General features: G+C 39.3%; 24 protein-coding genes. 12 read left to right on the top strand and 12 right to left on the bottom strand.

Going from position 1 to position 25,392, the window contains the following annotated elements:
* Window positions 1-34: 34 nt before the first annotated feature.
* From I6F45_RS09055 to I6F45_RS09090, 8 genes are all read right to left on the bottom strand, one after another.
* Window positions 35-406, bottom strand: coding sequence for a hypothetical protein (locus tag I6F45_RS09055; protein WP_197140970.1), 372 nt, complete (start codon window positions 404-406; stop codon window positions 35-37).
* Between the two features lie 49 nt (window positions 407-455).
* Entirely contained in the window at window positions 456-1,295 is an 840-nt protein-coding gene (locus I6F45_RS09060; RefSeq protein WP_197140968.1) for an amidohydrolase family protein, read from the bottom strand.
* A gap of 10 nt (window positions 1,296-1,305) precedes the next feature.
* The gene (locus tag I6F45_RS09065) at window positions 1,306-2,034 is read right to left on the bottom strand and encodes an SDR family NAD(P)-dependent oxidoreductase (RefSeq protein ID WP_197140966.1); all 729 of its coding nucleotides are present in this window, start codon (window positions 2,032-2,034) and stop codon (window positions 1,306-1,308) included.
* A gap of 21 nt (window positions 2,035-2,055) precedes the next feature.
* Window positions 2,056-2,544, bottom strand: coding sequence for an FKBP-type peptidyl-prolyl cis-trans isomerase (locus I6F45_RS09070; protein WP_007586440.1), 489 nt, complete (start codon window positions 2,542-2,544; stop codon window positions 2,056-2,058).
* Window positions 2,545-2,610: 66 nt separating this feature from the next.
* A complete protein-coding gene (locus I6F45_RS09075; protein WP_197160274.1) occupies window positions 2,611-4,080 on the bottom strand; it encodes a LysM peptidoglycan-binding domain-containing protein in 1,470 nt (489 codons plus the stop codon).
* 55 nt (window positions 4,081-4,135) lie between these two features.
* Complete coding sequence (locus I6F45_RS09080; protein ID WP_197160276.1) at window positions 4,136-5,158, bottom strand: MBL fold metallo-hydrolase; 1,023 nt, start codon at window positions 5,156-5,158, stop codon at window positions 4,136-4,138.
* Window positions 5,159-5,221: 63 nt separating this feature from the next.
* Window positions 5,222-5,527 carry a cell division protein ZapA gene (locus I6F45_RS09085; protein WP_007586447.1) on the bottom strand — a complete coding sequence of 102 codons (306 nt, stop codon included), beginning with the start codon at window positions 5,525-5,527 and terminating at the stop codon, window positions 5,222-5,224.
* Window positions 5,527-5,757: a hypothetical protein gene (locus I6F45_RS09090; protein WP_007586448.1), complete on the bottom strand. Its 231-nt coding sequence runs from the start codon at window positions 5,755-5,757 to the stop codon at window positions 5,527-5,529. The genes I6F45_RS09085 and I6F45_RS09090 overlap by 1 nt, the downstream gene beginning before the upstream one ends.
* 238 nt (window positions 5,758-5,995) lie before the next feature.
* On the opposite strand from I6F45_RS09090, the gene I6F45_RS09095 reads away from it, so the two are divergent.
* On the top strand, window positions 5,996-6,835 hold the full coding sequence (locus I6F45_RS09095) for a 23S rRNA (adenine(2030)-N(6))-methyltransferase RlmJ (RefSeq protein WP_121953748.1): 840 nt from the start codon (window positions 5,996-5,998) through the stop codon (window positions 6,833-6,835).
* A gap of 107 nt (window positions 6,836-6,942) precedes the next feature.
* Here the strand turns inward: I6F45_RS09095 and I6F45_RS09100 are convergent, their stop codons facing one another.
* The 3 genes from I6F45_RS09100 to I6F45_RS09110 all read right to left on the bottom strand — a co-directional run bounded on the left by I6F45_RS09100 (window position 6,943) and on the right by I6F45_RS09110 (window position 9,277).
* Window positions 6,943-7,761 (bottom strand): META domain-containing protein, encoded by an 819-nt coding sequence (locus I6F45_RS09100; RefSeq protein ID WP_101164326.1) that lies wholly within the window; start codon window positions 7,759-7,761, stop codon window positions 6,943-6,945.
* A gap of 121 nt (window positions 7,762-7,882) precedes the next feature.
* Window positions 7,883-8,449 carry a PhnA domain-containing protein gene (locus tag I6F45_RS09105; RefSeq protein ID WP_007586451.1) on the bottom strand — a complete coding sequence of 189 codons (567 nt, stop codon included), beginning with the start codon at window positions 8,447-8,449 and terminating at the stop codon, window positions 7,883-7,885.
* A gap of 78 nt (window positions 8,450-8,527) precedes the next feature.
* Complete coding sequence (locus I6F45_RS09110; RefSeq protein WP_197160279.1) at window positions 8,528-9,277, bottom strand: substrate-binding periplasmic protein; 750 nt, start codon at window positions 9,275-9,277, stop codon at window positions 8,528-8,530.
* Between the two features lie 150 nt (window positions 9,278-9,427).
* On the opposite strand from I6F45_RS09110, the gene I6F45_RS09115 reads away from it, so the two are divergent.
* The 7 genes from I6F45_RS09115 to I6F45_RS09145 all read left to right on the top strand — a co-directional run bounded on the left by I6F45_RS09115 (window position 9,428) and on the right by I6F45_RS09145 (window position 18,738).
* Window positions 9,428-10,693 carry an EAL and HDOD domain-containing protein gene (locus I6F45_RS09115; RefSeq protein ID WP_197160281.1) on the top strand — a complete coding sequence of 422 codons (1,266 nt, stop codon included), beginning with the start codon at window positions 9,428-9,430 and terminating at the stop codon, window positions 10,691-10,693.
* Between the two features lie 2 nt (window positions 10,694-10,695).
* Window positions 10,696-11,310, top strand: coding sequence for a paraquat-inducible protein A (locus I6F45_RS09120; RefSeq protein ID WP_165739591.1), 615 nt, complete (start codon window positions 10,696-10,698; stop codon window positions 11,308-11,310).
* Between the two features lie 94 nt (window positions 11,311-11,404).
* Window positions 11,405-11,767, top strand: coding sequence for a hypothetical protein (locus tag I6F45_RS09125; protein ID WP_306344997.1), 363 nt, complete (start codon window positions 11,405-11,407; stop codon window positions 11,765-11,767).
* Between the two features lie 258 nt (window positions 11,768-12,025).
* Entirely contained in the window at window positions 12,026-13,402 is a 1,377-nt protein-coding gene (locus I6F45_RS09130; protein ID WP_197160355.1) for a TolC family protein, read from the top strand.
* Window positions 13,392-14,954 carry an efflux RND transporter periplasmic adaptor subunit gene (locus I6F45_RS09135; protein WP_197160283.1) on the top strand — a complete coding sequence of 521 codons (1,563 nt, stop codon included), beginning with the start codon at window positions 13,392-13,394 and terminating at the stop codon, window positions 14,952-14,954. Before I6F45_RS09130 ends, I6F45_RS09135 begins: the two co-directional genes overlap by 11 nt.
* An 8-nt stretch (window positions 14,955-14,962) precedes the next feature.
* Window positions 14,963-18,082 carry an efflux RND transporter permease subunit gene (locus tag I6F45_RS09140; protein WP_197140932.1) on the top strand — a complete coding sequence of 1,040 codons (3,120 nt, stop codon included), beginning with the start codon at window positions 14,963-14,965 and terminating at the stop codon, window positions 18,080-18,082.
* A 200-nt stretch (window positions 18,083-18,282) separates the two neighbouring features.
* Complete coding sequence (locus tag I6F45_RS09145; protein WP_007586459.1) at window positions 18,283-18,738, top strand: hypothetical protein; 456 nt, start codon at window positions 18,283-18,285, stop codon at window positions 18,736-18,738.
* A gap of 176 nt (window positions 18,739-18,914) precedes the next feature.
* On the opposite strand, the gene I6F45_RS09150 is transcribed toward I6F45_RS09145, so the two are convergent.
* Window positions 18,915-19,421, bottom strand: coding sequence for a glycine cleavage system protein R (locus tag I6F45_RS09150; RefSeq protein WP_007586460.1), 507 nt, complete (start codon window positions 19,419-19,421; stop codon window positions 18,915-18,917).
* A gap of 380 nt (window positions 19,422-19,801) precedes the next feature.
* Between I6F45_RS09150 and I6F45_RS09155 the strand changes: the two genes are divergently transcribed.
* From I6F45_RS09155 to phoU, 4 genes are read left to right on the top strand one after another with little or no spacing between them, the layout of a single operon-like run.
* Window positions 19,802-22,036 (top strand): ABC transporter permease subunit, encoded by a 2,235-nt coding sequence (locus tag I6F45_RS09155; protein WP_165727118.1) that lies wholly within the window; start codon window positions 19,802-19,804, stop codon window positions 22,034-22,036.
* A 15-nt stretch (window positions 22,037-22,051) separates the two neighbouring features.
* The gene (pstA, locus tag I6F45_RS09160; protein ID WP_007586463.1) at window positions 22,052-23,701 is read left to right on the top strand and encodes a phosphate ABC transporter permease PstA; all 1,650 of its coding nucleotides are present in this window, start codon (window positions 22,052-22,054) and stop codon (window positions 23,699-23,701) included.
* A 27-nt stretch (window positions 23,702-23,728) separates the two neighbouring features.
* The gene (gene pstB / locus I6F45_RS09165; protein WP_007586464.1) at window positions 23,729-24,556 is read left to right on the top strand and encodes a phosphate ABC transporter ATP-binding protein PstB; all 828 of its coding nucleotides are present in this window, start codon (window positions 23,729-23,731) and stop codon (window positions 24,554-24,556) included.
* A gap of 46 nt (window positions 24,557-24,602) precedes the next feature.
* Window positions 24,603-25,304, top strand: a complete 702-nt coding sequence (gene phoU, locus I6F45_RS09170) for a phosphate signaling complex protein PhoU (RefSeq protein ID WP_007586465.1) — start codon at window positions 24,603-24,605, stop codon at window positions 25,302-25,304.
* The last annotated feature ends 88 nt before the right edge of the window (window positions 25,305-25,392 follow it).

Raw genomic sequence — 25,392 nt, forward strand, 5'->3', positions numbered from 1 at the left:
CGGCTTTTACTTTTTCGGCGGGAGGTAAAGCTTGTTATAACTCGTTGATTTTACATTCCACGTCTTTAAGTTCAATAGTTGCTTTGCTATCGAGATGGCGTATATAGCATTGCTTGCCTTTAATCATCAATTCAAACTGATCGGGTGTATTGCGACTTTGCGTGTCGATAATATTATTACCATCTACATTGCTAAGGGTTACTGTGCTGCTGGTAGTAAATACATCATCAGCTAATTGAGTCTCTTGCATATGTACAAGTGTTTTAATTGCTTTGCTAACCGTTGTTTTATTTGGCTTTGCCAGTAGAGCATGTTGCAGCTTAGGTGTCGGGTCTGGATTTTGAGATATGCAGCCATTGAGAAGAAGCGCTGAAAATACAACGATTAGTAAAAAGTACATTTTCATAAATTGGCCGTATTATCATAAAAAGAGAGTTTAATATAACTAGTTTTACTTACACTTGGTAGTAGTGCTTAGCGTTTGTATAGCTAAGGTCATGCCATGTCTTATCGTTTGAGCATAACGCCTTATGGCAGTGCCATAGAGTGTTATAGCTTGTATTTATTTGGCACACAGGGAAGTTACTAGCAAACATAATGCGCTGCTGTCCAAAGTGATTAAAAAGAAAATTAAAACACGCTGCTTGTTGCTCGCTGGTGAGCTGTAGTAATTCAAAACCAGAAAATTTAATTGCTATGTTGTCATGCTGAGCAAGTAACTCAACACCTTGTCGCCAATCATTTAAATTACTCGGCAACCCTGCATGATTAATTATAATTTGAAGTTGCGGTAGCTGCTTAGCGTAGTAAGCTATTTGTTTGGTTATTTCGCTATTTTCAATATCAAACTGAGCTTCAAAATGCAGTCGGGTATCTGATAACGTTGTTAGGTTTTTAAAGCTATTAGCATCTAATAAACGCTTTGCGTCAGTACCTTCGGTTATATCTCTAATGCCACACAAACTCAGATGGGCTAAAGCTTCTAACGAGTTTATAAACTCATCAGCCGATGAGTCAATTTGGTTGTAGCTAATGGCTTTAAATGGAATACCTTTTAAATGCGAGTCTAGCCAGTTTAGCTCGTTAATAGGGGAGGTGTTATCGAATCCGGCTTCTATATGAACAAGCCCTACTAGCTCAAAGTCAGTACTTTTAACAAGTTGCTGTGCACTTACTGGTTGTTTAATTTTTTCTAGGTTAGGCCACGCTGGTGGGTTAGCACCTTGTAGCCATGAGTATTGACCTTCTACTAAATTAAAAAAGTGTACGTGTGGGTCAATAATTTTTAGGCTCATTGCACATTACTCATTGGGCAGTGTAGCCACCATCAATACTTTGTAGGCTGCCAGTAATAAAGCTGGCATCATCACTTGCTAAAAAGCTTACAAGGGCAGCAACCTCATCGGCTTGACCTAATCGGTTAAGCGGTTGCAGACTTGCTTCCTCGACAACTATTTCAGCTTTGTTTGCGCCACTTTTTGCGCAGTACGCATCTATCGCGTTATGAAATAGCGGGGTTTCTATTGTGCCAGGGCATACCGCATTTGCTCTAATATTAAAACCCGCGTAATCAAGCGCTGTTGTTTTAGCCATTGAGGCAAGGGCATGTTTTGTTAGGTTATACGCAAAAGAGTTTTGCTTACCTATAATTGCCTGATCGGAAGCGACTAATATAATAGCACCGCCATTTTGCGCTTTCATGCTTGGCAATACGCTTTGTATTGCGGCATAAGCGCCTTTAACATTAAGCGCAAAAAGTGCATCGAGAGTTTGCTCGTCGGTGCTTTCTATATTTGCGCTTAAGTGTTTTCCAGCATTAGAAACAAGTACATCAATACGTTTGCTTTGTTCACAGATAGCGTTGATACAGCTTTTTACCGCCGATACATCACTTACATCACACTGATGAAATATACCGATTTCGCTCAGCTCTATATCAAGGTTATGTACTTCATAGCCATTATTTAGCAAACGCTTTACTACGGCTAAGCCAATACCTTTTGTACCACCTGTAACTACTGCAACTTTAGACATACTTACTTCCTTTATTGCTAACTAGTGAGAGTGACCACAGCCGCCTTCAGCGTGCACGTGTCCGTGAGAAACTTCTTCACTTGTCGCTTCGCGTACTGATATAACTTCAACGTCAAACGTTAGCGTTTTACCAGCAAATGGGTGGTTTAAATCACAATCAGCGTTAAAACGACCAACCTTAACAATAGTAACCTGATGACGACCTTGGTTAGAGCTAACCATTGCTGTCATACCAGGTTTCCATACTTTAACATCACCTTGTAGATGCTTAAGCGGGATACGCTGAATTAAGTCATCAACACGCTCGCCGTATGATTCACTTGGCTCTAGAGTTACACTAAATTTTTCGCCAGCTTCTTTGCCTTCAAGTGCTTTTTCTAAACCAGGAAGCATGCCTTCGCTGCCATGAATGTAAGTAAGTGGCGCTTCGTTTGTGCTACTTTCAATTTGCTCGCCCGCTTCGCTAAGGGTGTAATGAAATTCAACTGCTGAATTTTTGCTAATTTGCATGCTTGTCTCTTCAAATAATAACTATGTTAGGGCGCAATTTTACGCGAAATATACTTGTTTATAAACTTAACGTGGCTGATTTAGTGTTTTTTGTAAATTTAGCAGAAAATCTTTTTTTGTTGGGGCTGCTTTTTGCTTTTCAGCTTGTGGTATAAACAGTACTAATTGAGTGCCAGGCTTTAAAATACTTGATGCAGAGAGTTTGTTCCATTTTGCCAAGTCGCTATGAGGTACATCGTAAAGCTGACTTATACTCCAAAGGCTATCGCCCGACTTAACTTCGTAATCTATTTCAATGGTGGGAATCGCAATCTCTTGGTGTTCTAAATAAGGGCTGATTTTGTAATCAACAGTTAATGTGCTTGGCAGGGTTTTAGGTTGTCCAACTAATAACTTTTCTCCAACGCCTATTAAATTATTATTTTTGTTATTAAGTTGTTTTAAAGCTTTTACCGACATACTAAAACGTCCAGCAATACCGTAAAGCGTGTCGTTTTGTTTAACGATGTACTCTCCAGCAAAGTTTGATTTAAAAAACTGACTTTTTAATAAAGCCTCCTGTCCTATAGGAAGCAGTAAAGTATGCGGCCCGTTAGGTGAGCTTTGATTTTTTAAATATCCCTGATTAATCGCGTGTAACTGCTTTGAACCTATACCAGAGAGCTTAGCTATGACTGAAAAGTCGAACTGCTGGCCTATATTCATCTGTGTTGTAAATGGCTTATATGCAAGCTTTGGGCGTTTAATGTCCTTTTGTGGATGCTTAACTAAATAGCTTAAAGCGAGTAACTTGGGTACGTAGTCGGCGGTTTCTTTTGGCAGACTGAGTGACCAGTAATCGGTGCTTTTACCGCGTTTTTTGTTTTTTTCGATTGCGCGTTTAACGCGGCCCTCACCGCTGTTATAAGCAGCCAAAGCATGTAGCCAATTACCATCAAAGCGTTTATGTAAGTAGCTTAAGTAATCAAGTGCGGCATCGGTTGAAGCAAGTACGTCTTGACGGCCGTCATACCATTGGTCTGACTTAACTCCAAAGTGATGCGCTGTTGCGCCAACTAACTGCCAAACACCAACAGCTTGCTGTGATGAGGCTATCGTTGGTCTAAAATCGCTTTCTACAAATGGTAGTAAAGCGAGCTCCATAGGTAGTTGCTTTTGCTCAATTTTTTTTACGATATGATACAGGTAAGGCGCTGCGCGTTTACTCACAGTTTGTAAGTAGTTAGGTTGCTTTGCGTACCAGCTGATACGCTTTTTTAACGCGCGATTTTGATAAACCGTAAAGTGTAGATTGTTGGCTATATGCACCCACAGATCGGTGGTTTTTGGTGGGCGCTTTTTTACGATTGTTTTTTTGAATTGAAGTGGCGTAACGTGCTCACTAACTTGGGGCGTTTGAGCTACTTCCTCGTCAATATCATAAGTATAGTCAGGCTCAAAATGAGTAAATATTTGTGGAGCTTCTTGTGGTTCTTGCTCCGTTGATTGACAACCAAATAACAAAATACCCAAACAACATAAAACCAAACTGCGCATAGTGATCACTTTTGTAAATTCCTTTTATTATTTTAACACAATCCGTTGTGTTGAGTTATTCTGCGCTTTTTGCGCGATTTAGGCCAGCTTGTAAAAAGAAGTTACTCGATTTTATATTAAGCGCTTCTTGTTTATAAGGCTCAATAACTGATTCAGGAAACGATAGCATTAACTGCTCAATACTTTGATCTTTATTGTTTTTAACGTGCTCTATTATGGCTGTTAAAAATGATAGAGGCTGTTTCAGCTGCTCTTTTGTTAATGTGCCGCCGTGCCCAGGTAAAATAATAGTGAGCTTTTCGTCGTTAATATATTGCTTAAGCAACGTTTGCCAACTTTTAAGTTCACCGTGTCCAGGGTAAGGAAGCCAGTCAACGATATCGCCACCAATCAGCACACTGCCATCATTAGTAGTAATAGTTAAATCGCCGTTAGTATGGGCTTGTTGCGGCTCAAGCGTTACCTCAAAATCACCAAGGTCGATAACTTTACGACTATCAATTACTATTTCTGGTTTGCTAAGCTGATACTCCTGCCAGCGAAAAAGTCGTTTTTTTGCAAGCTCTAACTTATTTCGCCATTTAGCTTGCTCTTCTTTGGGCACATTCGCTAATCGTTGGTAGCTCAGCTCAATGCTCTTTTCATACGTGTCTAGTTTGTCGGTATATGCTGTTTGATAAAGGTTAAAATTTTTATTTACCTGCTGATGAACAATGAGCTTAGCATCAGGGTAAAAATTTTGCATAACCGCCATGCCCAGCAAGTGATCGTCATGGTAGTGGGTAGCCACTAAATAGCATAAAGGTGTTTTAAGGCGTTTCTTTAAATCTTCAGCAAGTTGTTCAACTGCGGCAAAATTGGCGCTCGTATCAACAAGTAGGGCACATTTTTCGCCTTCAATTAATACTTGGTTAGAGTCGTAAAAGCGAAGCTTGTCTTGTTGCTTTAAAAACTGAATATGAGGGTTTATTGTATTCCAAGTGACGGCAGCATAGGTGCTAGGTACTATTGATAATAAAGTGCATGCTAATAGTAAGTGCTTACATGAAGAGGCTATGTTTGAAAGTTTTAACTTCATTTATTATCTCTACGCTGATGTTTAATTACTTTAATAATAAACAAAAAGCGCAGTATGCGCTTTTTATTTTTGGTGTTTGGGGTCATTTGCCAAATGCTGACTGAGTTTATCAATCATTTGGTCTTGATGCTGTTGCTCAACTGTAGCCTGTGTTTTTGCTTCTAGCAATTCGTGGCTTAAGTTTAATGCTGCCATTAGTAGGGCTTTTTGATCGTTTCTAACGGTTGAGCGTTGCTTCATTTGCTCAACTAAGTCATTTAGATTTTTAGCTGCTGCTATTAATGCATCTTCCTGCCCTTCAGGGCAAGCAAATTGCTGCTCTTTACCTAGCAACTCAACAGTGACCCGCTGGTTTTGCAGCTCAGACATTAGCTAGCCTGTTGTGCGCTTTGTAACTTATCAAGAAGACCAGATAAAGTAGTGCTGGCATCTTTTTGCTTTTCTTCATTTTCTAAAGCTTCAAGTTGTAGCAATTCGTTGTCATCGCTTAGTTTAGTGTTCTGTTCTTTTAAAGTAACAACATCTGTTTGTAATTGGTTATTACGTTCGATTAAAGAATCGATCAGTTGTTCGAGTTGTTGAAGAGTAGTGTTATTCATAAAGGCGCTCATATAACTGTAATTAATGTCATGCAAATGTAAAGCAAAGTGTGTTGATTTGCCAGCATTTACGGTGGTTTTAGCTGATTTTTCTTTTGCGTTAAGGGATAATTCAGCATATGGGCTTTTTCATTCAGAAATGGTTCACTTAAACACTCTCTTATCTTGGTGTAAGTTGCCAAAGCCTAGTGCTTATGGTTCACTTACGATATTAAATTGCGTATGGCGAAAATAAATAATGCTTAGTTACAGACACTCATTTCATGCGGGTAATCCTGCCGATGTACTTAAACACTTAGTACTGGCACAAGTGCTAAATTATCAAACAATTAAAGATAAACCGCTTGATTATATAGACACACATTCAGGTGCTGGCTTTTTTGAACTTGCAGCTGCCGATGCGCAAAAAACGCAAGAGTATCAAGATGGTATTGAAAAACTTTGGCATCATAAAAGTGAGCATGCTGAGCTTAATGAATACATTGAATTAATTAAGTCATTTAACGACACTGACGAACTTGCGTTTTATCCAGGTTCACCAAAAATTGCAGAGCACTACTTACGCCGCCAAGATAAGGGTTGGTTTTTTGAACTGCACCCGCGCGATTTATTATTACTTGAAGAAAACATGCAAGGTAAGCGATCTATTCGTGTACGTGGAGAGGATGGTTTTGCAGGTTTAGTTGGTTTGTTACCACCAGCATCTCGCAGAGCGTGTGTATTAATTGATCCTCCATACGAAATTAAAGATGACTACGAAACGGTTGTAAAAACCTTAGTTAAAGCTCATCAGCGTTTTGCTACAGGTACTTACATGATTTGGTATCCGGTAGTAGACAGAGAGCGTATTGATAATATGGAGCAGGGCTTAATTGATTCAGGAATGCGCAACATTCAGTTATTTGAATTAGGCACTGAAGCCGATACTGATGTACACGGTATGACAGCATCGGGCATGATTGTAATTAATCCTCCATGGAAGCTAAAGCAAACAATGGATGCAATAATGCCTGAGCTTGTTGGTTTGTTAAGTGAGCCAAGTGGTTTTTACCGAAGTGAACAACTCGTTGATGAGTAACTTTAAATAGCGCTTATAACGAATAATAAAATGCCCAGCTTTGCTGGGCATTTTATTTAAAATCAATACGAATGTGTTAGGTAATATTTATATAAGGGAGCTAAATATTAATTAAAATAAACCGCACTAAAAGTAGCAAGTGTATTACCGCGACTGTTTTTAAGTTTTAGTGATTCACCTGTTATTTCCCACTTTGAAGTTTTGCTAAGTACGTCAGACATAGCTGCTTCTTGGCTCATATTATCCGAGCACATCTTTTTTGTACTTGCTAGCTGACTAAGTGTAATTGTTTGCTGCTCGGTGCTATAGCTTCCGCTAAAATTATTACAGCCTAAAAAGCCATTAACGCGGTGGTCTTTATTGAACTGAATGAATGGTTCTTTAGTTGTAACATTCACAGTTTGAGCATTTATTGTTATTGCTTTCCAGTAAGTATTTGTGAGTGTTACATCGGGTTTTTGAGTCGACACTTTTGAAAGCTCAATTTTATAGGGGGTAGTTAACTGTGATTCTGCAAACGGGTCATGATTTGTTGTACTTGTGTAAAGCACTTTGTCTTTATTTATAATTCTGGCGCTTAGGCTATAGCGATGTTTATCGCTAATTTTGCTGGCATCATAAATTAGCTCAACGGTAAATGGCGGGGCTTGGGTTACATCAATCACTTCTTGTGTGATTATATCGGCTTTTACATCCATTTTAGATACATTGGAAAGCGTAACTATTAATTGCGAGCCAGGGCGAAGCATACTGCGATCTTTGTAGCTAGCTTGGATAGTTAGGCTGGTTATTGCTTCTGCAATTTCTGTGTTTTCAGTCGATTTAGTTTGCTCACCGCAGCCAGTTACTGCAAAAGCGCTAAGCGCCAATAAGCCAATCCCTGCAACTGCCTTTTTACGCGAAGATACTGCTTGATGCTTTTCCATGTTGGTTATCCTTACTCAATATCATGTCCTTAGTGTATTACCTAGTTACTTAATCATTCCTTAACTTATTTTAAACATAAAAAAAGGCGCATTAGCGCCTTTAATAATTAAAAACAAACGATTATTTTTTAACAAACTTAGTTAAAATAACAATGCGCTGGCCGTCAACTCGCCCTTCAATATGTTCAGGGTTGCTGGTTAGGCCAATATTACGAACAGCTGTTCCACGTTTAGCGGTAAGGCTACTGCCTTTAACGTCTAAGTCTTTAATTAGGGTAACAGTATCGCCTGCTTGAAGTACTACACCGTTGCTATCTACATGCTTTAAATCGTCATCTTCGGCAAGTGCTTTTTTAGCCCAGGTTAGCGTGTCTTCTTCAAGGTAAATCATGTCTAGCGCATCTTGTGCCCAGCCATTATCAGGCGCTAAACGCGAAAGCATTCTGTAAGCTACAACTTGTACTGCAGGAGTTTGGCTCCACATGCTATCGTTTAAACAGTGCCAATGTGTAGGCGTTATTTCGCTGTTATTCTCGATTTGATCTTTACATGTTTGACATGTGTAAATACATTTATCTGAGTGGGTTTCAGTTACCGGTGGTACTTCATAAACAGATAAGTTCTCGGTGGCTGCACACAATTCACATTGATTATTACTACGTTCGATTAAGGCTTTTTCAATACTCATGGGGCTCTTTCTGATTCTGGTCGAGTTAACATTTGCTGCTATTATACTCCAAAACACGAGCTCTGCGCCATTAGTCCCTTAATTTTGTGTGGGTATATTACTCATATACTTATCTTCAATACTTTTTATATATCCTTGAGCGTGAAGGTTTTTAATTGCTAGGTTTATTTGGGGCAATAACCCTTTATGTTTGCTCAATAAACGAATTCTTAAAAAACCATGGGAATGCTGTGCGCCAAAGGCAATGTTTATTTCTAACTGCTCTGCCCAATAGAGCGCAGTTAACTTACCTATTAGTGCTGCTTCTACACGGTTTCTTGATAGAGCGGTCATAAGTTCTTTCTCGGATGGAAAGTCAACACGCTCAAAGGTATTGTCATTAAAGTAATAGTAACCTAGTACCGTTCCTATATTTTTGCCCTTTAAGCTATCAGCGCTTTGCCAGTTCCGGGCATTTTGAGGCAAGGTAACAATCATTTCTGTGGCATAAATAAGGGGCTCTGAAAAAACATAACGAGAGTCATTTCTCTCATCCTTTGGAAGCCATTCTAATGAAATAACATCAAAATCGATTATTTCATCTTGTAAATATTTGGTAATACGCTTTGTGGGTAGGTCGATATGAGAAGCTGCAATATTTGCATCATCGAGTGCTTTTTCAATAATTTCGGGTAATACACCAGGCTTTTCTGGATCATTTGTATAATATGGATAATGACTACCTGACGCGCTAACATTGTATTTGAGGGGAGTAGGGTTAATGCTGGCATAGCTAAAAAATACAAATAGCAGAGGGCTTAGTACTAATAACCGAATAAAGTTAGCCAAATCTCCACCTTTTATATTAATATTTTTATATTAGTGTTGTGTAATTTTAACATTTTTGCAATGACGACTATGTTTATCTTATGCGAGTTGCATTAAAGTACACATATTATTGGCTGTTTTGCCATCTCTTATTTATAGGTTTAGAGCCAAGTGAAATTAAATAACATACCTGAAGAGGTACAAAAAATAACTCAGTTTGTCGCGCGGCAACCTATTTTTGATATAGACCAGAATGTTTTCTCGTACGAACTGCTTTATCGAGACTCAGCCAACAATGCGTTTCCTGTGGGCACTTCTGATGTGCATGCGACAAGCCGCCTGTTTTTTAATGCATTAATGTTGGTAGGTTTAGATAGACTTACCGCGCATCATTTAGCTTTTATAAACTTGTCATCAGAAACTATTCTCGATAACTTTCCCAAACTTTTATTGCCAGAAAATAGTGTTATTGAAATAGTAGAGCGCACGGGTAATATTCCTGCGGTTGCTGAGCGTGTGCAAGAACTTAAAAAAGAAGGGTATGTTTTTGCACTTGATGATTACGATGGCGATCCAAAATGGGAGCCACTATTAGCACATGTTGATTACATAAAAATTGAGATAGATGATCCGGTTATTAAAACCAATATGCGCATTAAAAAAATAAAACGCGCAAATCCACATGCAAAAATAATTGTTGAACGAATAGAGACGCATGAACAATTTAATATATTAAAATTGGCAGGCTGTGATTTATTTCAGGGGTTCTTTTTCTCTCGCCCAGAAATGATTACGTATAAAGGTGTAGAGCCTTCAAAGTTAACTGTTTTTGATCTATTGCGTTTTACAGCAAAACAAAAACTTTGCTTTAAAGAAGTTCATCAACGAGTGGCCAGAGATGTAGCCATAACAGCCAGGGTTTTAAAGCTGGCTAACGCGCGTTCAGGAAAAGCAAATTTAGTTATTACTTCTATTTCACAAGCGGTTATTTATTTAGGTGAAGATACAATAAGGCAATTTGTTCGTGTATTAGCAATTAGTGAGTTGGGGGTCGAAAAACCAAGCGAATTAACTAAGCTTGCTTTAACACGGGCACAATTTATGTCGCTTATTTTAGAGCAAAATAATAAAGAGCTGACCGAGCAAGGGTATCTAGTGGGTTTGTTCTCGGTGCTTGATGCTATTTTAGATGCTGATTTAAAAGACATAGTTAAAGAGTTTACCTTAGATGCAGCTATATCTGATGCGTTACTATTAGAGAGCGGCATTTTAGGAAACTGTTTATCGCTTATAAAAGAATTTGAATTAGATAATGTAGATGAAGCTATGGTCCATTTGGCCAACATAAACTCAGAGCTACACATTGGCGATATATTTAATTTTTTACTGGATGCTGTTTTATACAGTGACGACATTATTGAGGCAATAGCAGAATAAATATGCGTAATTGGTTGTCGGTTATAAGTGTAGTGGTTGCTCTTTGTTTATTGTTTCCTGGTATTACAAAACCAGTATTAACAATAGAGGGCAACATAGATAAATCAAAACTAGCGCAAGCGGGTATTGAAATGCTGGCTGAAGAGGGCGATGGTCGAACTCGCAGTATGCTAATGATGTTCTCGAACATGCTAGGGCTTGATAAGTTAGAAGGTGAGATTAGCGCCTATAACAAAACACAAAGTATTTTAGGCACAGTTAAAGAGCTTGCTAGCAATAATAATTTATTTGTAGCCGCTTTAGTGGGGTTGTTTTCTATTGTTATTCCAAGCTTGAAGCTGCTATTACAATTGCTTTATTGTTGCCTACCTTCGAATGGGTTTAAGCAAAAGCTCGGTCTGGTTATTTGTGCATTAAGTAAGTGGAGCATGGTTGATGTATTTGTTATTGCATTAATAGTGACTTACTTAGCAGGTAACGCCCATGGTAAAAGTGGTGAGCTACTTGTTATGAATGCACAATTTGGTGAAGGGTTTTGGTATTTTAGCGCATATTGTATATTTGCAATTATCGCGAGTAACTTAATTAAAACACCTGATAAACCGCAGTCTACATAATTAAAGTATTTGTGGTTGCCGTTAGGTTACCTTACAATCATTTTAAAGTTTATTAAAAGGCATAATGTTGCAACGTTTTTACTCTAGTTTACTCATGATAACTTTACTGCTCACTTTTGTGGGTCAGGCAGTTGCGTCTGTAGCTATGGTATGCGAAATGCCACATATGCCAACTAAAACAGCAATGCATGCCCAAATGCCAATGACACAAAGTAGTGATGCAACAGCTGTCGCTAGCATGTCTGAAAATATGATGCAGATGGATTGTTGCGACGACGAAAGTACGCCACAAAATGACTGTAAATGCCCTATGAGTGGCTGCGCTGCTAACTCAATGCTTAATGTTGATACTTTATTTAGCGTTACTTTACTTGAATCTGAAAAAGTAAATGTACGTGTATTTACTACACAAATTAGTATACCTCGTTCACTCTATCGCCCTCCTATGTCTGCTTAATAGCAGGATAGGTGTAATATCAATTTTATTGAAAACATGCTCATTCTAGCGAGTTAAATTACTCTCTAACTGCGTTAAAAATTACTTATATAAAGCAACTATACTGCGTAATTTTTTCCTTGTTATAGAGCTATTTCCCTACCGCAATAATAGATCATTAATTCAATGCAATTGATATAAAAGGTTTTTGTAAAACTCCTAAACACCTTTTTTGCTTCCTAATTTAAGATTTTCTTTTATTTTTAGATGGAGCAGATGATGAACCACGCTGTAAGTATTAAAGTCGTATTATGTAGTGTTGTGTTATTTAGCACCGCTGTGAATGCGCAAAACAATCAAAATAACCTAAATACCGAAATACTAAAGCAAACTAGTAATGAGCAAACGCTTAGCTTAACGCAAGCGCTTAATTATGCGCTAACGCATGAGCCATGGCTAAAAGCGAGTGGCTACCAAGAAGATGCAGCAATAGCGCAAAGCATTGCTGCAGGCACCTTACCCGATCCTGTTTTAACGGTTGGCTTACTCAACTTACCTACTAACGGTTATGCGTTTGATCAAGAAGGGATGACGCAGCTTAAAGTTGATTTGAGCCAAAAGTTTAGCCGAGGGAATAGTTTAGCGCTTAGACAAAAAGCATTAGCACAGTCTGCTCAACAATACCCTTGGCAGCGCGCCGATCGCTTAGCACAAGTAAAAGCAATTGTGATTGAGTCGTGGTTAAACGCGTATCGTGCTCAGCGAAGTATTGCTTTAATTGAGCTAGATAAAGGGCTATTTACTCAACTTATTGACATTACCGAAGCAAGCTACGCAAGTACCTTAGGTAAAACACGTCAGCAAGATATTATTCGTGCGCAATTAGAACTCACCCGTCTTGAAGATAAGCTGGTTATGCTTGAGCAGCAATTTGAAAGTGCTAAAAACCGTTTAGCACAGTGGTTACCTATGAATATGCTTATGCAGCCTTTAAATACTGAGTTTACTAAAACCACAGGGCTGGTTGATTTTGCGAGCCTTGAATTTGATGAGCTAATACAGTTGCTTATGGTGCATCCCGCAATTATTGCGATAGATAAAACCGTAACGGCAAAGCAAACCGAAGTTGCGCTCGCTAAGCAAAGCTACAAACCTCAAATGGGCGTTAATGTGGGTTATGGTTACCGAGATGATACCCCGATGGGTGAGTCGCGAGCTGATTTACTCTCTGTGGGGTTTAGTATTGATTTGCCATTGTTTACTGATAACAGACAAGATCAACAGGTTAAATCGGCTATTGCTAGTGCAGAAGCTACTAAAACACAAAAGCTGGTGGCGCTTCAAAAACTCAAAGGCATGTACTTTAAGGAGTTTAGCCAACTCGCTCGTTTGCAAAAACGCGATGCGCTTTATCAAAATACGTTATTACCGCAAATGTCAGAGCAATCTCAGGCAACACTAAATGCTTATACACGCGACGACGGAGATTTTTCTGACGTGATGCGCGCGCGCATTAGTGAACTTAACGCCAAAATTGATGCACTGAATATTCAAGTAGATCAACATATTATTACCGCCCGCCTTAATTATTATGCAAGTAGCTTAGACCCCCAAGTAATGAGCGAGCAAACTGGAGAATTACACAATGAATACTAATTTAAAGTTACTTGTTGCCGCCTTAGTTGGCGCAGGCGCCTTTGGGTTAATAGGCGGCTTAGTAATGCAGTTTTTACCTAGCAACTCGGCAATGAATGAACAACAAAGCGCTGACAAACAGCCCTTATATTGGGTAGCCCCTATGGATAGTAATTACAGGCGTGACGCGCCAGGGCTTTCGCCAATGGGAATGGATTTAGTACCTGTGTATGAAAACGCTAGCAACGCTCAGGATGGACCAGGTGCTGTAACTATTTCGCCTGCAGTAGTTAATAACTTTGGTGTAAGAACTGCCAAAGTGCAGCTTAAAACACTTCACAGCGATATAAATACTGTGGGTTATGTGCAATATAACCAAGACCAACTTATTCACATTCATCCGCGTGTAGAAGGCTGGATTGAAAGTTTATATGTTAAAGCACAAGGCGCAGAAGTTAAAGCCGGTGAGCCTTTATATACATTGTATTCACCACAATTGGTGAACGCACAGGAAGAGCTTTTATTGGCAGTTAATCGTAATAATACCGTGTTAATTCGCGCTGCAAAGGCGCGTTTAGAGTCGTTAAATGTGTCTGATGGATTTATCGAGCGCTTACAAAAAAATAAAAAGATAATGCAAAATATTACTTTTTACGCAAAGCAAAGTGGTGTGGTAGATGAGCTAACAGTACGAGAGGGCTTTTACGTTAAACCAGGCACATCAATGATGAGTATTGCCCAGCTTGATGAAATTTGGGTAGAGGCGGAAGTGTTCGAGCGCCAATCAGAACAAGTGAGTGTTGGGTTGCCCGTTACAATGACGCTTGATTACTTAAAAGGTCAAAAGTGGGAAGGTAAGGTTGATTATATTTACCCCGCGCTTGATGCTAAAAACCGGACTCTGCGTGTAAGGCTTAGGTTTGAAAATGTAGATCATCGGTTAAAACCAAATATGTTTGCACAAGTGAGCATTCACGCTAAAGCGAGTAAGGCGCAATTTACAGTCCCTAAAGAAGCGGTAATCCGCACGCAGCATCAAAACCGTGTGGTTATTGCATTAGGTGAGGGGCGTTTTAAATCGGTAGAAGTTGAAGTTGGGCAAATTAATAGTAATGAAGCGGTCATTTTGTCAGGTGTAATGACAGGTGACACGGTAGTTACTTCAGCGCAATTTTTAATAGACTCTGAATCGAGTAAAAGCTCCGACTTTAAACGAATGGAAATGCCTAGTTCTAGTATTAGCTCAGGTATGAGTTCGGATCCTGGTTCAGACTCAAATATGAACATGGATATGCAGCCACAAAATGCCACGGTTAACGGCACTATTAATGCCATAGATATACAAAATCGCATTATTAATATTAGCCGAGAAGCCATTGAAAAATGGAATCGAGAACCCGCCACAATGGACTTTGTATTAGCGCCAGATATTGATATTACTAAGTTTGAAAATGCCCAGTATATTAATTTTACTTTTAGCATTATTAACGATGAATTTGTAATTACTAAAGCGCAAAACGCAGAGCCGATTGATTATTCTACTATGCAACCTATGCAACACAGTTCTCACTAGGAGCCATTATGATAACTGCCATTATTCGCTGGTCTGTTAGCAATCGCTTTTTTGTGTTGTTGCTTACATTAATTTTACTGGGTGGAGGATTGTTTGCGGTAAAAAATACTCCCGTGGATGCCTTGCCTGACTTATCTGATGTTCAGGTCATTATAAAAACCACTTATCCGGGGCAAGCGCCGCAAGTAGTGCAAGACCAAGTTACATTTCCGCTCACCACAGCAATGCTTTCTGTGCCGGGTGCGCAAACTGTAAGGGGTTTTTCGTTTTTTGGAGACTCGTACGTTTACGTTATTTTTGACGAAAAAACCGATTTGTATTGGGCGCGTAGCCGAGTACAAGAATACCTAAGCCAAGTAGCGAGTAGATTACCCGATAGCGCTACGCCAGAGCTTGGCCCTGATGCAACAGGCGTAGGTTGGATTTACTTATACGCACTAATTGATAAAACAAATAAACACGATATTAGTCAGCTACGAAGCTTACAAGATTGGTTTTTAAAGTTTGAGCTACAAACTGTGCCTGGAGTCTCTGAAGTGGCTGCTGTTGGTGGCATGGTTAAGCAATATCAAGTCAATGTAGAGCCTGATAAATTACGCGCATATGGTATTCCGCTTAGTCTCATTCAAACGGCTATTCAACAAGGCAACCAAGAGATGGGCGCCTCAGTAGTTGAAATGGCTGAAGCAGAATACATGGTAACAAGCACCGGCTACATTAAGAGTGTTACCGACTTGGAAGCCATTCCGCTTGGCGTAAACGCTAATGGTACTGCGCTGCAATTGCGTGATGTAGCTGATATTCGAGTCGGACCGCAAATGCGCCGTGGTGTAGCAGAGCTAAATGGCGAAGGTGAGGTAACCGGCGGCATTGTTATTATGCGCTATGGCGAAAATGCACAAAAAACCATTGAGCTCGTAAAAGCAAAATTAGAATCGCTTAAAAAGGGATTGCCAGAGGGTGTTGAAATAGTCCCTGTGTACGATCGCTCCAACTTAATAAATAACGCGGTAGATAATTTAACAAGTAAGCTAATTGAAGAGCTTATTGTAGTTGCCTTAGTGTGTGTGGTGTTTTTGTTTCATGTACGCTCATCGCTGGTGGCGATTATTACGTTACCGCTTGGGATTTTAACGGCATTTATAATTATGTATTGGCAGGGGATTAACGCCAATATTATGTCTTTAGGAGGAATTGCAATAGCCATAGGGGCAATGACTGACGGTGCTATCGTCATGATTGAAAATATGCATAAACATATGGAAAAAACGCCCCTTACCAACGAAAACCGCTGGGAAGTTGTGGCTAAATCGGCGAGTGAAGTGGGTCCTGCATTATTTTTTAGTTTATTAATTATTACCGTCAGCTTTATGCCGGTATTTATTTTAGAAGCGCAAGAAGGACGTATGTTTGCGCCACTCGCTTACACTAAAACCTATGCTATGGCAGCGTCTGCTGGGCTTGCGATTACCTTAGTGCCGGTATTAATGGGTTACTTTATTAGAGGTAAAGTCATTTCGGAGCAAAAAAATCCAGTTAACCGATTACTCGTCGCAGCGTATCGTCCACTACTTAACTGGGTGCTTAAATTTCCAAAAATGACATTGGTACTCGCGGTGGTTGTTTCTGTTATTGGCTTTTACCCGGTAAATAAAATAGGCAGTGAATTTATTCCGCCACTCGATGAGGGCGATTTAATGTATATGCCCACAACGTATCCTGGTTTATCGGTAGGTAAAGCGCGCGAAATACTACAGCAAACCGACAAGTTAATTGCCACAGTACCCGAGGTTAAAACAGTATTTGGTAAAGTTGGGCGAGCAGAAACTGCAACAGATCCTGCGCCGCTTACAATGATAGAGACGTTTATTCAGTTAAAACCAAAAGACGAATGGCGCGAGGGTATGACTCTTGAAAAACTTAAAAAAGAACTCGACGGTTTGGTTAAGTTTCCAGGGCTAACTAATGCGTGGGTAATGCCAATTAAAACACGCATTGATATGCTCGCAACCGGTATTAAAACTCCCGTGGGCATTAAAGTTGCGGGACCAAAGTTGAGTGAAATTCAAAAAATTGGTCAGCAAATAGAAGTGCTATTAAAAGATGTGCAAGGCACCGCATCGGTTTACTCAGAGCGAGTAGCCGGTGGACGTTATATAAAAGTAGATATAAATCGTGAAAAAGCCGCGCGTTATAGCTTAAACATTAGCGACGTACAGCAAGTTGTATCTACTGCAATAGGTGGTACAAACGTAACACAAACGGTAGAAGGGCAAGAGCGTTATCCTGTTAATTTACGTTATCCGCAAGCATACAGAGACTCGCCAGAAGAGTTAATGCTGTTACCTATTGTAACTCCTACAGGGCAGCGTATAGCACTTGGTGATGTAGCCGATGTATTTATTGAAGATGGACCGCCTGGTATAAAAAGCGAAAATGCACGTTTAAACGGTTGGAGTTTTATTGATATAGATGGCGTTGATATTGGTACTTACGTTGAGCACGCTCAGCAAGTGCTCGATAAAGACCTAATACTACCTGCTGGCTACTCAATTACGTGGGCTGGGCAGTATGAATACATGCAGCGCGCTAAAGAAAAACTGACTTATGTATTACCACTTACATTAGCGATTATTATTGTATTGCTTTACCTTAATTTTAGAAGCTTTGCTGAGGTCACTATTATTATGGCTACGTTGCCACTGGCAATGATTGGTGGCGTATGGCTAATGTATTTAGAGGGCTTTAACTTTTCAGTTGCAGTAGGTGTAGGCTTTATTGCCTTAGCCGGTGTTGCGGTAGAAATAGGGGTCATTATGTTGGTGTATTTAAACCAAGCCTATCAAGAAAAGTGCCTCGAAGCAGAGCAAGCCGGAAAACCGCTTAGCTTAGTGCAATTACAGCAAGCTATCATTGAAGGAGCAGGGCTTCGAGTACGCCCGGTTATGATGACTGTCGCGACAATTATTATCGGTTTATTACCTGTACTTTATGGCACGGGCACCGGAAGCGAAGTAATGAGCCGAATAGCAGCGCCTATGGTTGGCGGTATGGGCAGTGCAATTGTACTCACCTTACTTGTTATTCCTGCGGTTTACCTACTATGGCGCAAACAAGGACTTAAATAATATAAAACAACAAGACTATAGAGCAATGCTGTTACTACCCATGCATTGCTCTATAAAAATTACCTATAATTTGTAAGTTGTTCTATTAAATAGCTAGTTATTACTAATATTTAAATTAACTAACTGTTTTTAAATAGCTTTTTAATTGGCACGCTTTACGCAGTGTATTACCTATACAGTCAACTAAGTAAGGAATGCACATGCAAGTTAAAACAATTAAAGAGGTATACGATTGGACCGTTTTGTTTCATACGCAAATGGCGGCTAATTTTTATAGCGTAAAGGATTTACTCGATGAACATAATGCAATGCTGGTGGACTACTACCTAAATTACGAAAAAAAACTCGCCGAAGATTTAGTCGGGTTTAAAGCGATAACCGAAATAAATACGCTCGATACGTACAGTTATGAATACTTTGCTAAAAATCCTGAGCTAATTACTTTTGAAGACATTAGTAAAGATCAGCAATTCGATGAAGAAGTCATTCAAGGGTATTTAGCACAGCAACATCAAAAAGTGATTGAGTTATATGAATACTTACTTGAACGCGCCGAAACCGAAAGTGGGCAAGAAAAGCTTCAACAAATACTAGAGCTTGAAAAGCAAGGTATAAAGCAAATGATGCAAAGTACTAATCGTCATATGGATATGTAGCTTTATAAAAGAGCGGGATTACTGAGTTTATCTCGCTCTTATTAGCTTTAAGGTGATTATTTAAAATAGCTGATGCTTGCATCGGCTTATTTTATGTCTGCGTTAAATAATCTGCAGAGCATTTTGATGGACTAAAATGGTATGCGTGTCAGTTGTATGGCACGCATAAATGGAGGTTAAACTTCTTCCGTATCTACAATCAAATCACTTGTAATTGATTCCAATGCTTCAATAACTTCGTCTTTATCCATACCATTTGGCAGAGTAACGGTAGCAACAGCGCTAAAAATAGGCACTCCCCAATTAGGTGCGCTTTGTTGTCTTGAATTTAAGTGAGTAATATTAGCGCCTTTATGACGTATTACACTTGCCAGTTCTTGAACAATACCAGGACGGTCGTTACCTGTTATAACTAGATTAATTTGCTCTAGTGTTGATGGTTCAATCTCTGTGTTTCCGGTTTCAATACGAACGTCTAATTTAGGTAACTTATTTAAAGCACTTTGTAATGATTGAAAATGCTCCTCAGCAACTTCAAGTTGAATAATACCTGCAAAATGACCTAATAAATGGCTTAAGTTACTACTAAGCCAGTTGCCATGATTTTGTAATACGACTGATGAGATGCTCTCTACTAAACCAGGGCGATCTTTCCCTAAAATAGTTATAACCAACTGCTTCATAAATAATTCTCTTTTTAAGCCCAAAGAAAGTAAATGCATAGGCATTAAGTATGTTGTCTAATTTAAATTGTGTGTTGTTGCACTTTTTATAAATCTTTGATTATAAATTAAAAAAATGAATATAGTTGTGTTGACTATACGCAGTATTAATAGTCATTATTATTTACTAAGTACTCTTTTAGTATTGACCTCGATAAATACTTTGTCCAATTATTTTATAATTTAGTTCACTTATAAATCACCTATTTGAAGCTAATTTAGACTTTTCCCTCGTTAGTTTTATTTAAAGCTGTTTTAGAGTGCTTATTATTACTGCTGTAACATTACTGTCATCTTGATGAAATATAATTTATGCAACGTTAAGATTTAAGGGTGTTTTGATGACTTCAAATCCGAATAAGCCGACTTTTAATACGGATCGAAGCCGTCTATTTAAAGATCGGTTTGCCAAGTTTGGCATAACCGCAGGTGGGATAATGGTATTGGTAGCACTGCTATTAATATTCTTTTACCTTCTTTATGTAGTACAGCCAATTTTTGAATCAGCAAAAGTAGAAAAACGCGATAGCTTTCATGTTGCTAATTCACAGCAAATAGCAGGCTTAGGTGTAGAAGAGCAAACTGAAGTTGCTTATTTACTCAGTCAGCAAGGTCAGGTTGATTTTTACAGTGTGCAAGATGGCAGCTTTGGTAAAAAGCTTAAAACATTAAACGCCGAGCTACCAAGTGATGCAACAAGCTTTGCAACAAGCGCGCCTTTTCAAGGGCATTATGCGTTTGGTTTAGAAGATGGCACCGTAATGGTTGTTGCACCTAAATTTTTAGTTACCTTTCCAAATAACGAGCGTAAATTAACACCTCGCTTAGGTTTTCCTCTAGGGGAAATGGCTTTAGAAGTAGATGAACAAGGTGCAGCTATTAAACGCTTTGCATTTAGTCACTATGAAGACAAAACAGCGGTTGTAGCTCTTACAGAAGATAAGCGTGTATTATTTAGCAGCTTTATTGCTGAAGAGAATATGTTTACCGGTGAAGTAGAGTGGGTTGTTGAGCGTACAGAACTTGATGTTAATGGACGTGTAGACGAATTATTAATGTCGCCAGATACAACACGTACTTTTGTACGTTCTGCTAATCAAGTGTATGTATACGATACGCGTGACCCAAGTGATGTAGAGCAAATTCAGTTGCTTTCGGCTAACGAAGAAAATGCAAATATTGTATCTGCACAACTGCTAGCGGGCGCAAACTCACTCATGCTTGCTAATGATAACGGTGAGGTTTCGCAGTGGTTTGAAGTAAACACTGACACAGGCCGTGAATATCAAAAAATTCGCTCATTTGAAACAACTAAGCAAAGTAAATTAAATGTATTTACTGAGTTTTACCGTCGTACTTTTTTTACTACCGGCAATAATGGTGAGCTAGGCGTGTACTACACAACCAGCGAAGCAAAACTTTGGCAGGGGAAAGTAAGTGAAGGCGCAATAGAAAACTTTGCAATTGCACCACGTTCAAATGCTGCGTTAATTTTAGCGGATAATAAGCTAACAGTATTAGACATTCATAACGAGCACCCAGAAGTTACGTGGTCAGCACTTTGGCAAGAAGTGTGGTACGAAGGTTACCCAGAGCCAGGTTATATTTGGCAGTCAACATCAGCCAGTGACGACTTTGAATCTAAGTTTTCACTTGTGCCAATTTCGTTCGGTACATTAAAAGCAGCACTTTATGCGATGTTGTTTGCTGTACCAATCGCGCTTTCGGCGGCTATTTACACGGCATACTTTATGTCGAGCAAATTACGTAAAGTGGTTAAGCCTACCGTTGAAATAATGGAAGCATTACCAACCGTTATTTTAGGTTTTTTAGCGGGTCTTTGGTTAGCCCCATTAATAGAAGAGCACTTACCTGCCATTGTTGGGTTACTCATATTATTACCTTTAGGTATGTTAGCGACAGGTTTAGCCTGGACTAAATTACCAACAAAAATACGCCATAGAATTCCTGATGGTTCGCATTCAATCATCCTTATTCCGGTCGTTTTACTTATTGGTTGGTTTTCGTTTGCTATGAGCGAATTTGTTGAACTTTGGATGTTTGACGGCAATGTACGTCAGTACTTAACAAATGAGCTAGGTATGACATTCGATCAACGTAACTCGCTTGTTGTAGGTATTGCGATGGGTTTTGCGGTTATTCCTACTATATTCTCAATTGCAGAAGACGCGGTATTTAGTGTTCCAAAGCATTTATCAAATGGCTCATTAGCATTAGGTGCGACGCAGTGGCAAACACTAATACGTGTTGTATTACTAACAGCAAGTCCAGGTATTTTCTCTGCGGTAATGATGGGACTTGGCCGAGCAGTTGGTGAAACCATGATTGTACTTATGGCAACCGGTAATACACCGATTATGGATTGGAGCATTTTCCAAGGTATGCGTACGCTTGCAGCAAATATTGCAGTTGAAATGCCAGAGTCAGAAGTAGGTAGTTCGCACTATAGAATATTATTCTTAGCAGCCTTTGTATTATTCATATTCACATTCATTTTTAACACAGTCGCTGAGTTTGTTCGCCAGCAACTGCGTGAAAAATACAGCTCAATGTAAGCGGAGAGACATGACATGGTAAAGCAGTGGTTTAAGTCTGGTTCTCCTTGGATTTGGATGACCGGTGGTGCAGTGAGCATCAGTTTGATTTCAGTTTTAGGCTTATTGGCAATGATAGCCTGGAAAGGGTTAAGCTTTTTCTGGCCTTCAGAAGTTGTACAGTTTGAACTTGAAGGGTCGATTGCAAAGCAAACCGTTATTGGCGAAGTTTACGATCGTGAATTAGTACCAAAAACGCGTTTAGCCGCGACAGGTATTGATGTTAGCGGGTTTGAAAAAGAAGAAATAGAGCGCTTACTTATTAAAACAGGTAACCGCGAATATGTAGATTTAGATTTTCGTTGGATATTAGAAACCGACATAACAAATAAAACAGCACCAGCGGCGCTTGCAGTATTTGAGCGTAGTAAAAACGGTAACTTTTATGGTTATGTGCAAAACGTTATTAAAGACGGTCAACCGGTTAATGGCGATAAAATAGAAGCGCTACATGAGCTTGTAGAGCGTGCGGTTGATTTAAATGACGAAGCACTTGATTTGCAAAATGGTGACATTGGGCATATTAACTACGCACTTGAACGCTTACGTTTAAAAGAAAAAGGCTACTTACTTGATAACGCTCTCACTGATGAGCGTGTTGCTGAGCTTGCTCAAGCACGTGCTGAATTACGTGCAGAGTATGGTGTACTTGAAAAAGATTTATTTGCACTACGCAAACAAGCTAAACGTGACCACGTAACTGTAAAAGATATGCGCGGTGAAGTTGTTACAATTCCTATGTATCAAGTACTTGATGTTTGGTTTCCAAACGATATGGGCTTTTTTGCAAAGCTAGGCCACTACTTTGTGCAACTAGGTAAGTTTGTATCCGATGATCCACGTGAAGCAAATACAGAAGGCGGTGTTTTCCCTGCTATATTTGGTACTGTATTTATGGTTATGCTGATGGCTGTAATTGTGACGCCGTTTGGCGTTGTTGCTGCAATTTACTTACACGAGTACGCCGCAAAAAATGCAATCACTAAAATGATTCGTATCGCAGTGATTAACTTGGCCGGTGTTCCTTCAATTGTATACGGTGTATTTGGCCTCGGCTTTTTTGTATACATGTTAGGTGGTAGCTTAGACCAATTATTTTATCCAGAATCGTCGCCAACGCCAGTATTTGGTACGCCAGGTGTAATGTGGTCGGCATTAACGCTCGCTATACTAACGCTGCCAGTTGTTATTGTATCGACTGAAGAAGGTTTATCTCGTATTCCAAGTACCGTACGTGATGGTTCACTAGCGCTTGGCGCAACAAAAGTTGAAACGTTATGGCGCATAATTATTCCAATGGCAAGCCCTGCAATTATGACAGGTTTAATACTGGCAGTTGCGCGTGCTGCAGGTGAAGTTGCACCGTTAATGCTAGTAGGCGTTGTAAAAATGGCTCCTACATTACCACTTGATGGCAACTTCCCATATTTTCACTTAGATAGAAAGTTCATGCACTTAGGCTTTCATATATACGATGTTGGCTTCCAAAGCCCTAATGTTGAAGCGGCACGTCCGCTGGTATACGCAACGGCCTTTTTATTGGTGTCGGTGATTATTACCCTAAACATAACGGCCATTGGTATACGTAACCATTTACGTGAAAAGTACAGATCGCTTGAACACTAATTAGTAAAGATTTTATAGGTAACAAAAATGATTACAGTCGCTCCAAAAGTAAACCAAGCTAATATAGGCCAGAAGTTAGACCTAGAAAATTTAACGGATGACCAAAAAGCGCTAGAGATTAAAGATCTCGATCTTTACTACGGTGATAAGCAAGCGCTTAATAAAGTAAATATGAACATTCCAAAAGGCCAAGTAACTGCGTTTATTGGACCATCGGGCTGTGGTAAATCAACTCTATTACGTTGTATTAACCGCATGAACGATTTGGTTGATATTTGTCGTATTGAAGGTGAAATATTACTTCACGGTCAAAATATTTACGATAAGAGCGTAGATGTAGCAGCACTTCGTCGTAATGTAGGTATGGTGTTTCAGCGTCCTAACCCATTTCCTAAATCAATTTATGAAAATGTGGTTTATGGCCTACGCTTACAAGGCATTAAAGAGAAGCGTAAGTTAGATGAAGTGGTAGAGCAATCACTTCGTGGTGCTGCTTTATGGGATGAAGTAAAAGATAGATTACACGATAGCGCGTTTGGCTTATCGGGTGGTCAGCAACAGCGTTTAGTTATTGCTCGCTCAATTGCAATTGAGCCAGAAGTTCTTTTATTAGATGAACCTACATCAGCACTTGACCCTATTTCTACTTTGGTAATAGAAGAGCTAATAAACGATTTAAAAAACCAATTTACCGTTGTTATTGTTACACATAACATGCAACAAGCAGCACGTGTATCTGATCAAACAGCCTTTATGTATATGGGCGAATTGATTGAGTACTCAGACACAAATACCTTATTTACTACACCAACAAAGAAAAAGACCGAAGATTATATTACCGGTCGTTACGGTTAATTAGCCCGTTGTAGCGTGTTGTGCAAGATTAAGAGAGAAGGTAACTATGGAACATAATATTAATAAACATATTTCTGGGCGTTTTAACCAAGAACTAGAAAATGTACGTAATCATGTATTAAGTATGGGTGGCTTAGTTGAGCAGCAGTTAAATAGTGCGCTTGATGCGGTGAGTCGTAACGATGCAGAGCTTGCTCAAAAGGTACGTCAGAACGATTATAAAGTGAATGCAATGGAAGTAAGTATTGATGAAGAGTGTACGCGTATTATTGCTCGTCGTCAGCCTGCAGCAAGTGACCTGCGTTTAGTGATTGCAATTGCTAAAACAATCGCCGATTTAGAACGTATTGGCGATGAAGCTGAGCGAATTGCTAAAGTTGCACTAGACTCATTTACCAAAGATCAGCAAGATTTATTAGTAAATATTGAAAATATGGGCCGCCAGGTTTTAAAAATGCTACACGACGTACTAGATGCATTTGCGCGTATGGATGTGCAACGTGCATTTCAAGTACATAAAGAAGATGCAAAAGTTGACCGCGAATATGAAGCCATCACACGTCAAATAATGACTTACATGATGGAAGATCCACGCTCAATACCTAAAATCATGGACTTAGTCTGGTCTGTTCGCTCATTAGAGCGTATTGGTGATCGCTGTCAGAACATTGCTGAATACATTATTTATTTTGTTAATGGCAAAGATATTCGCCATACATCTCAAGAAGATATAGAAAAATCACTATGATTTTTTACCCATCATGCTTTTCTATTAAAGCGGCTTAGTGTCGCTTTGTGTATTGCAAGCTTTAGTGAAGTAATAAAAAGCGTTCACA

It is taken from the genome of Pseudoalteromonas sp. SWYJZ19 (genome assembly GCF_015864375.1).
Lineage (GTDB): Bacteria > Pseudomonadota > Gammaproteobacteria > Enterobacterales > Alteromonadaceae > Pseudoalteromonas > Pseudoalteromonas arctica.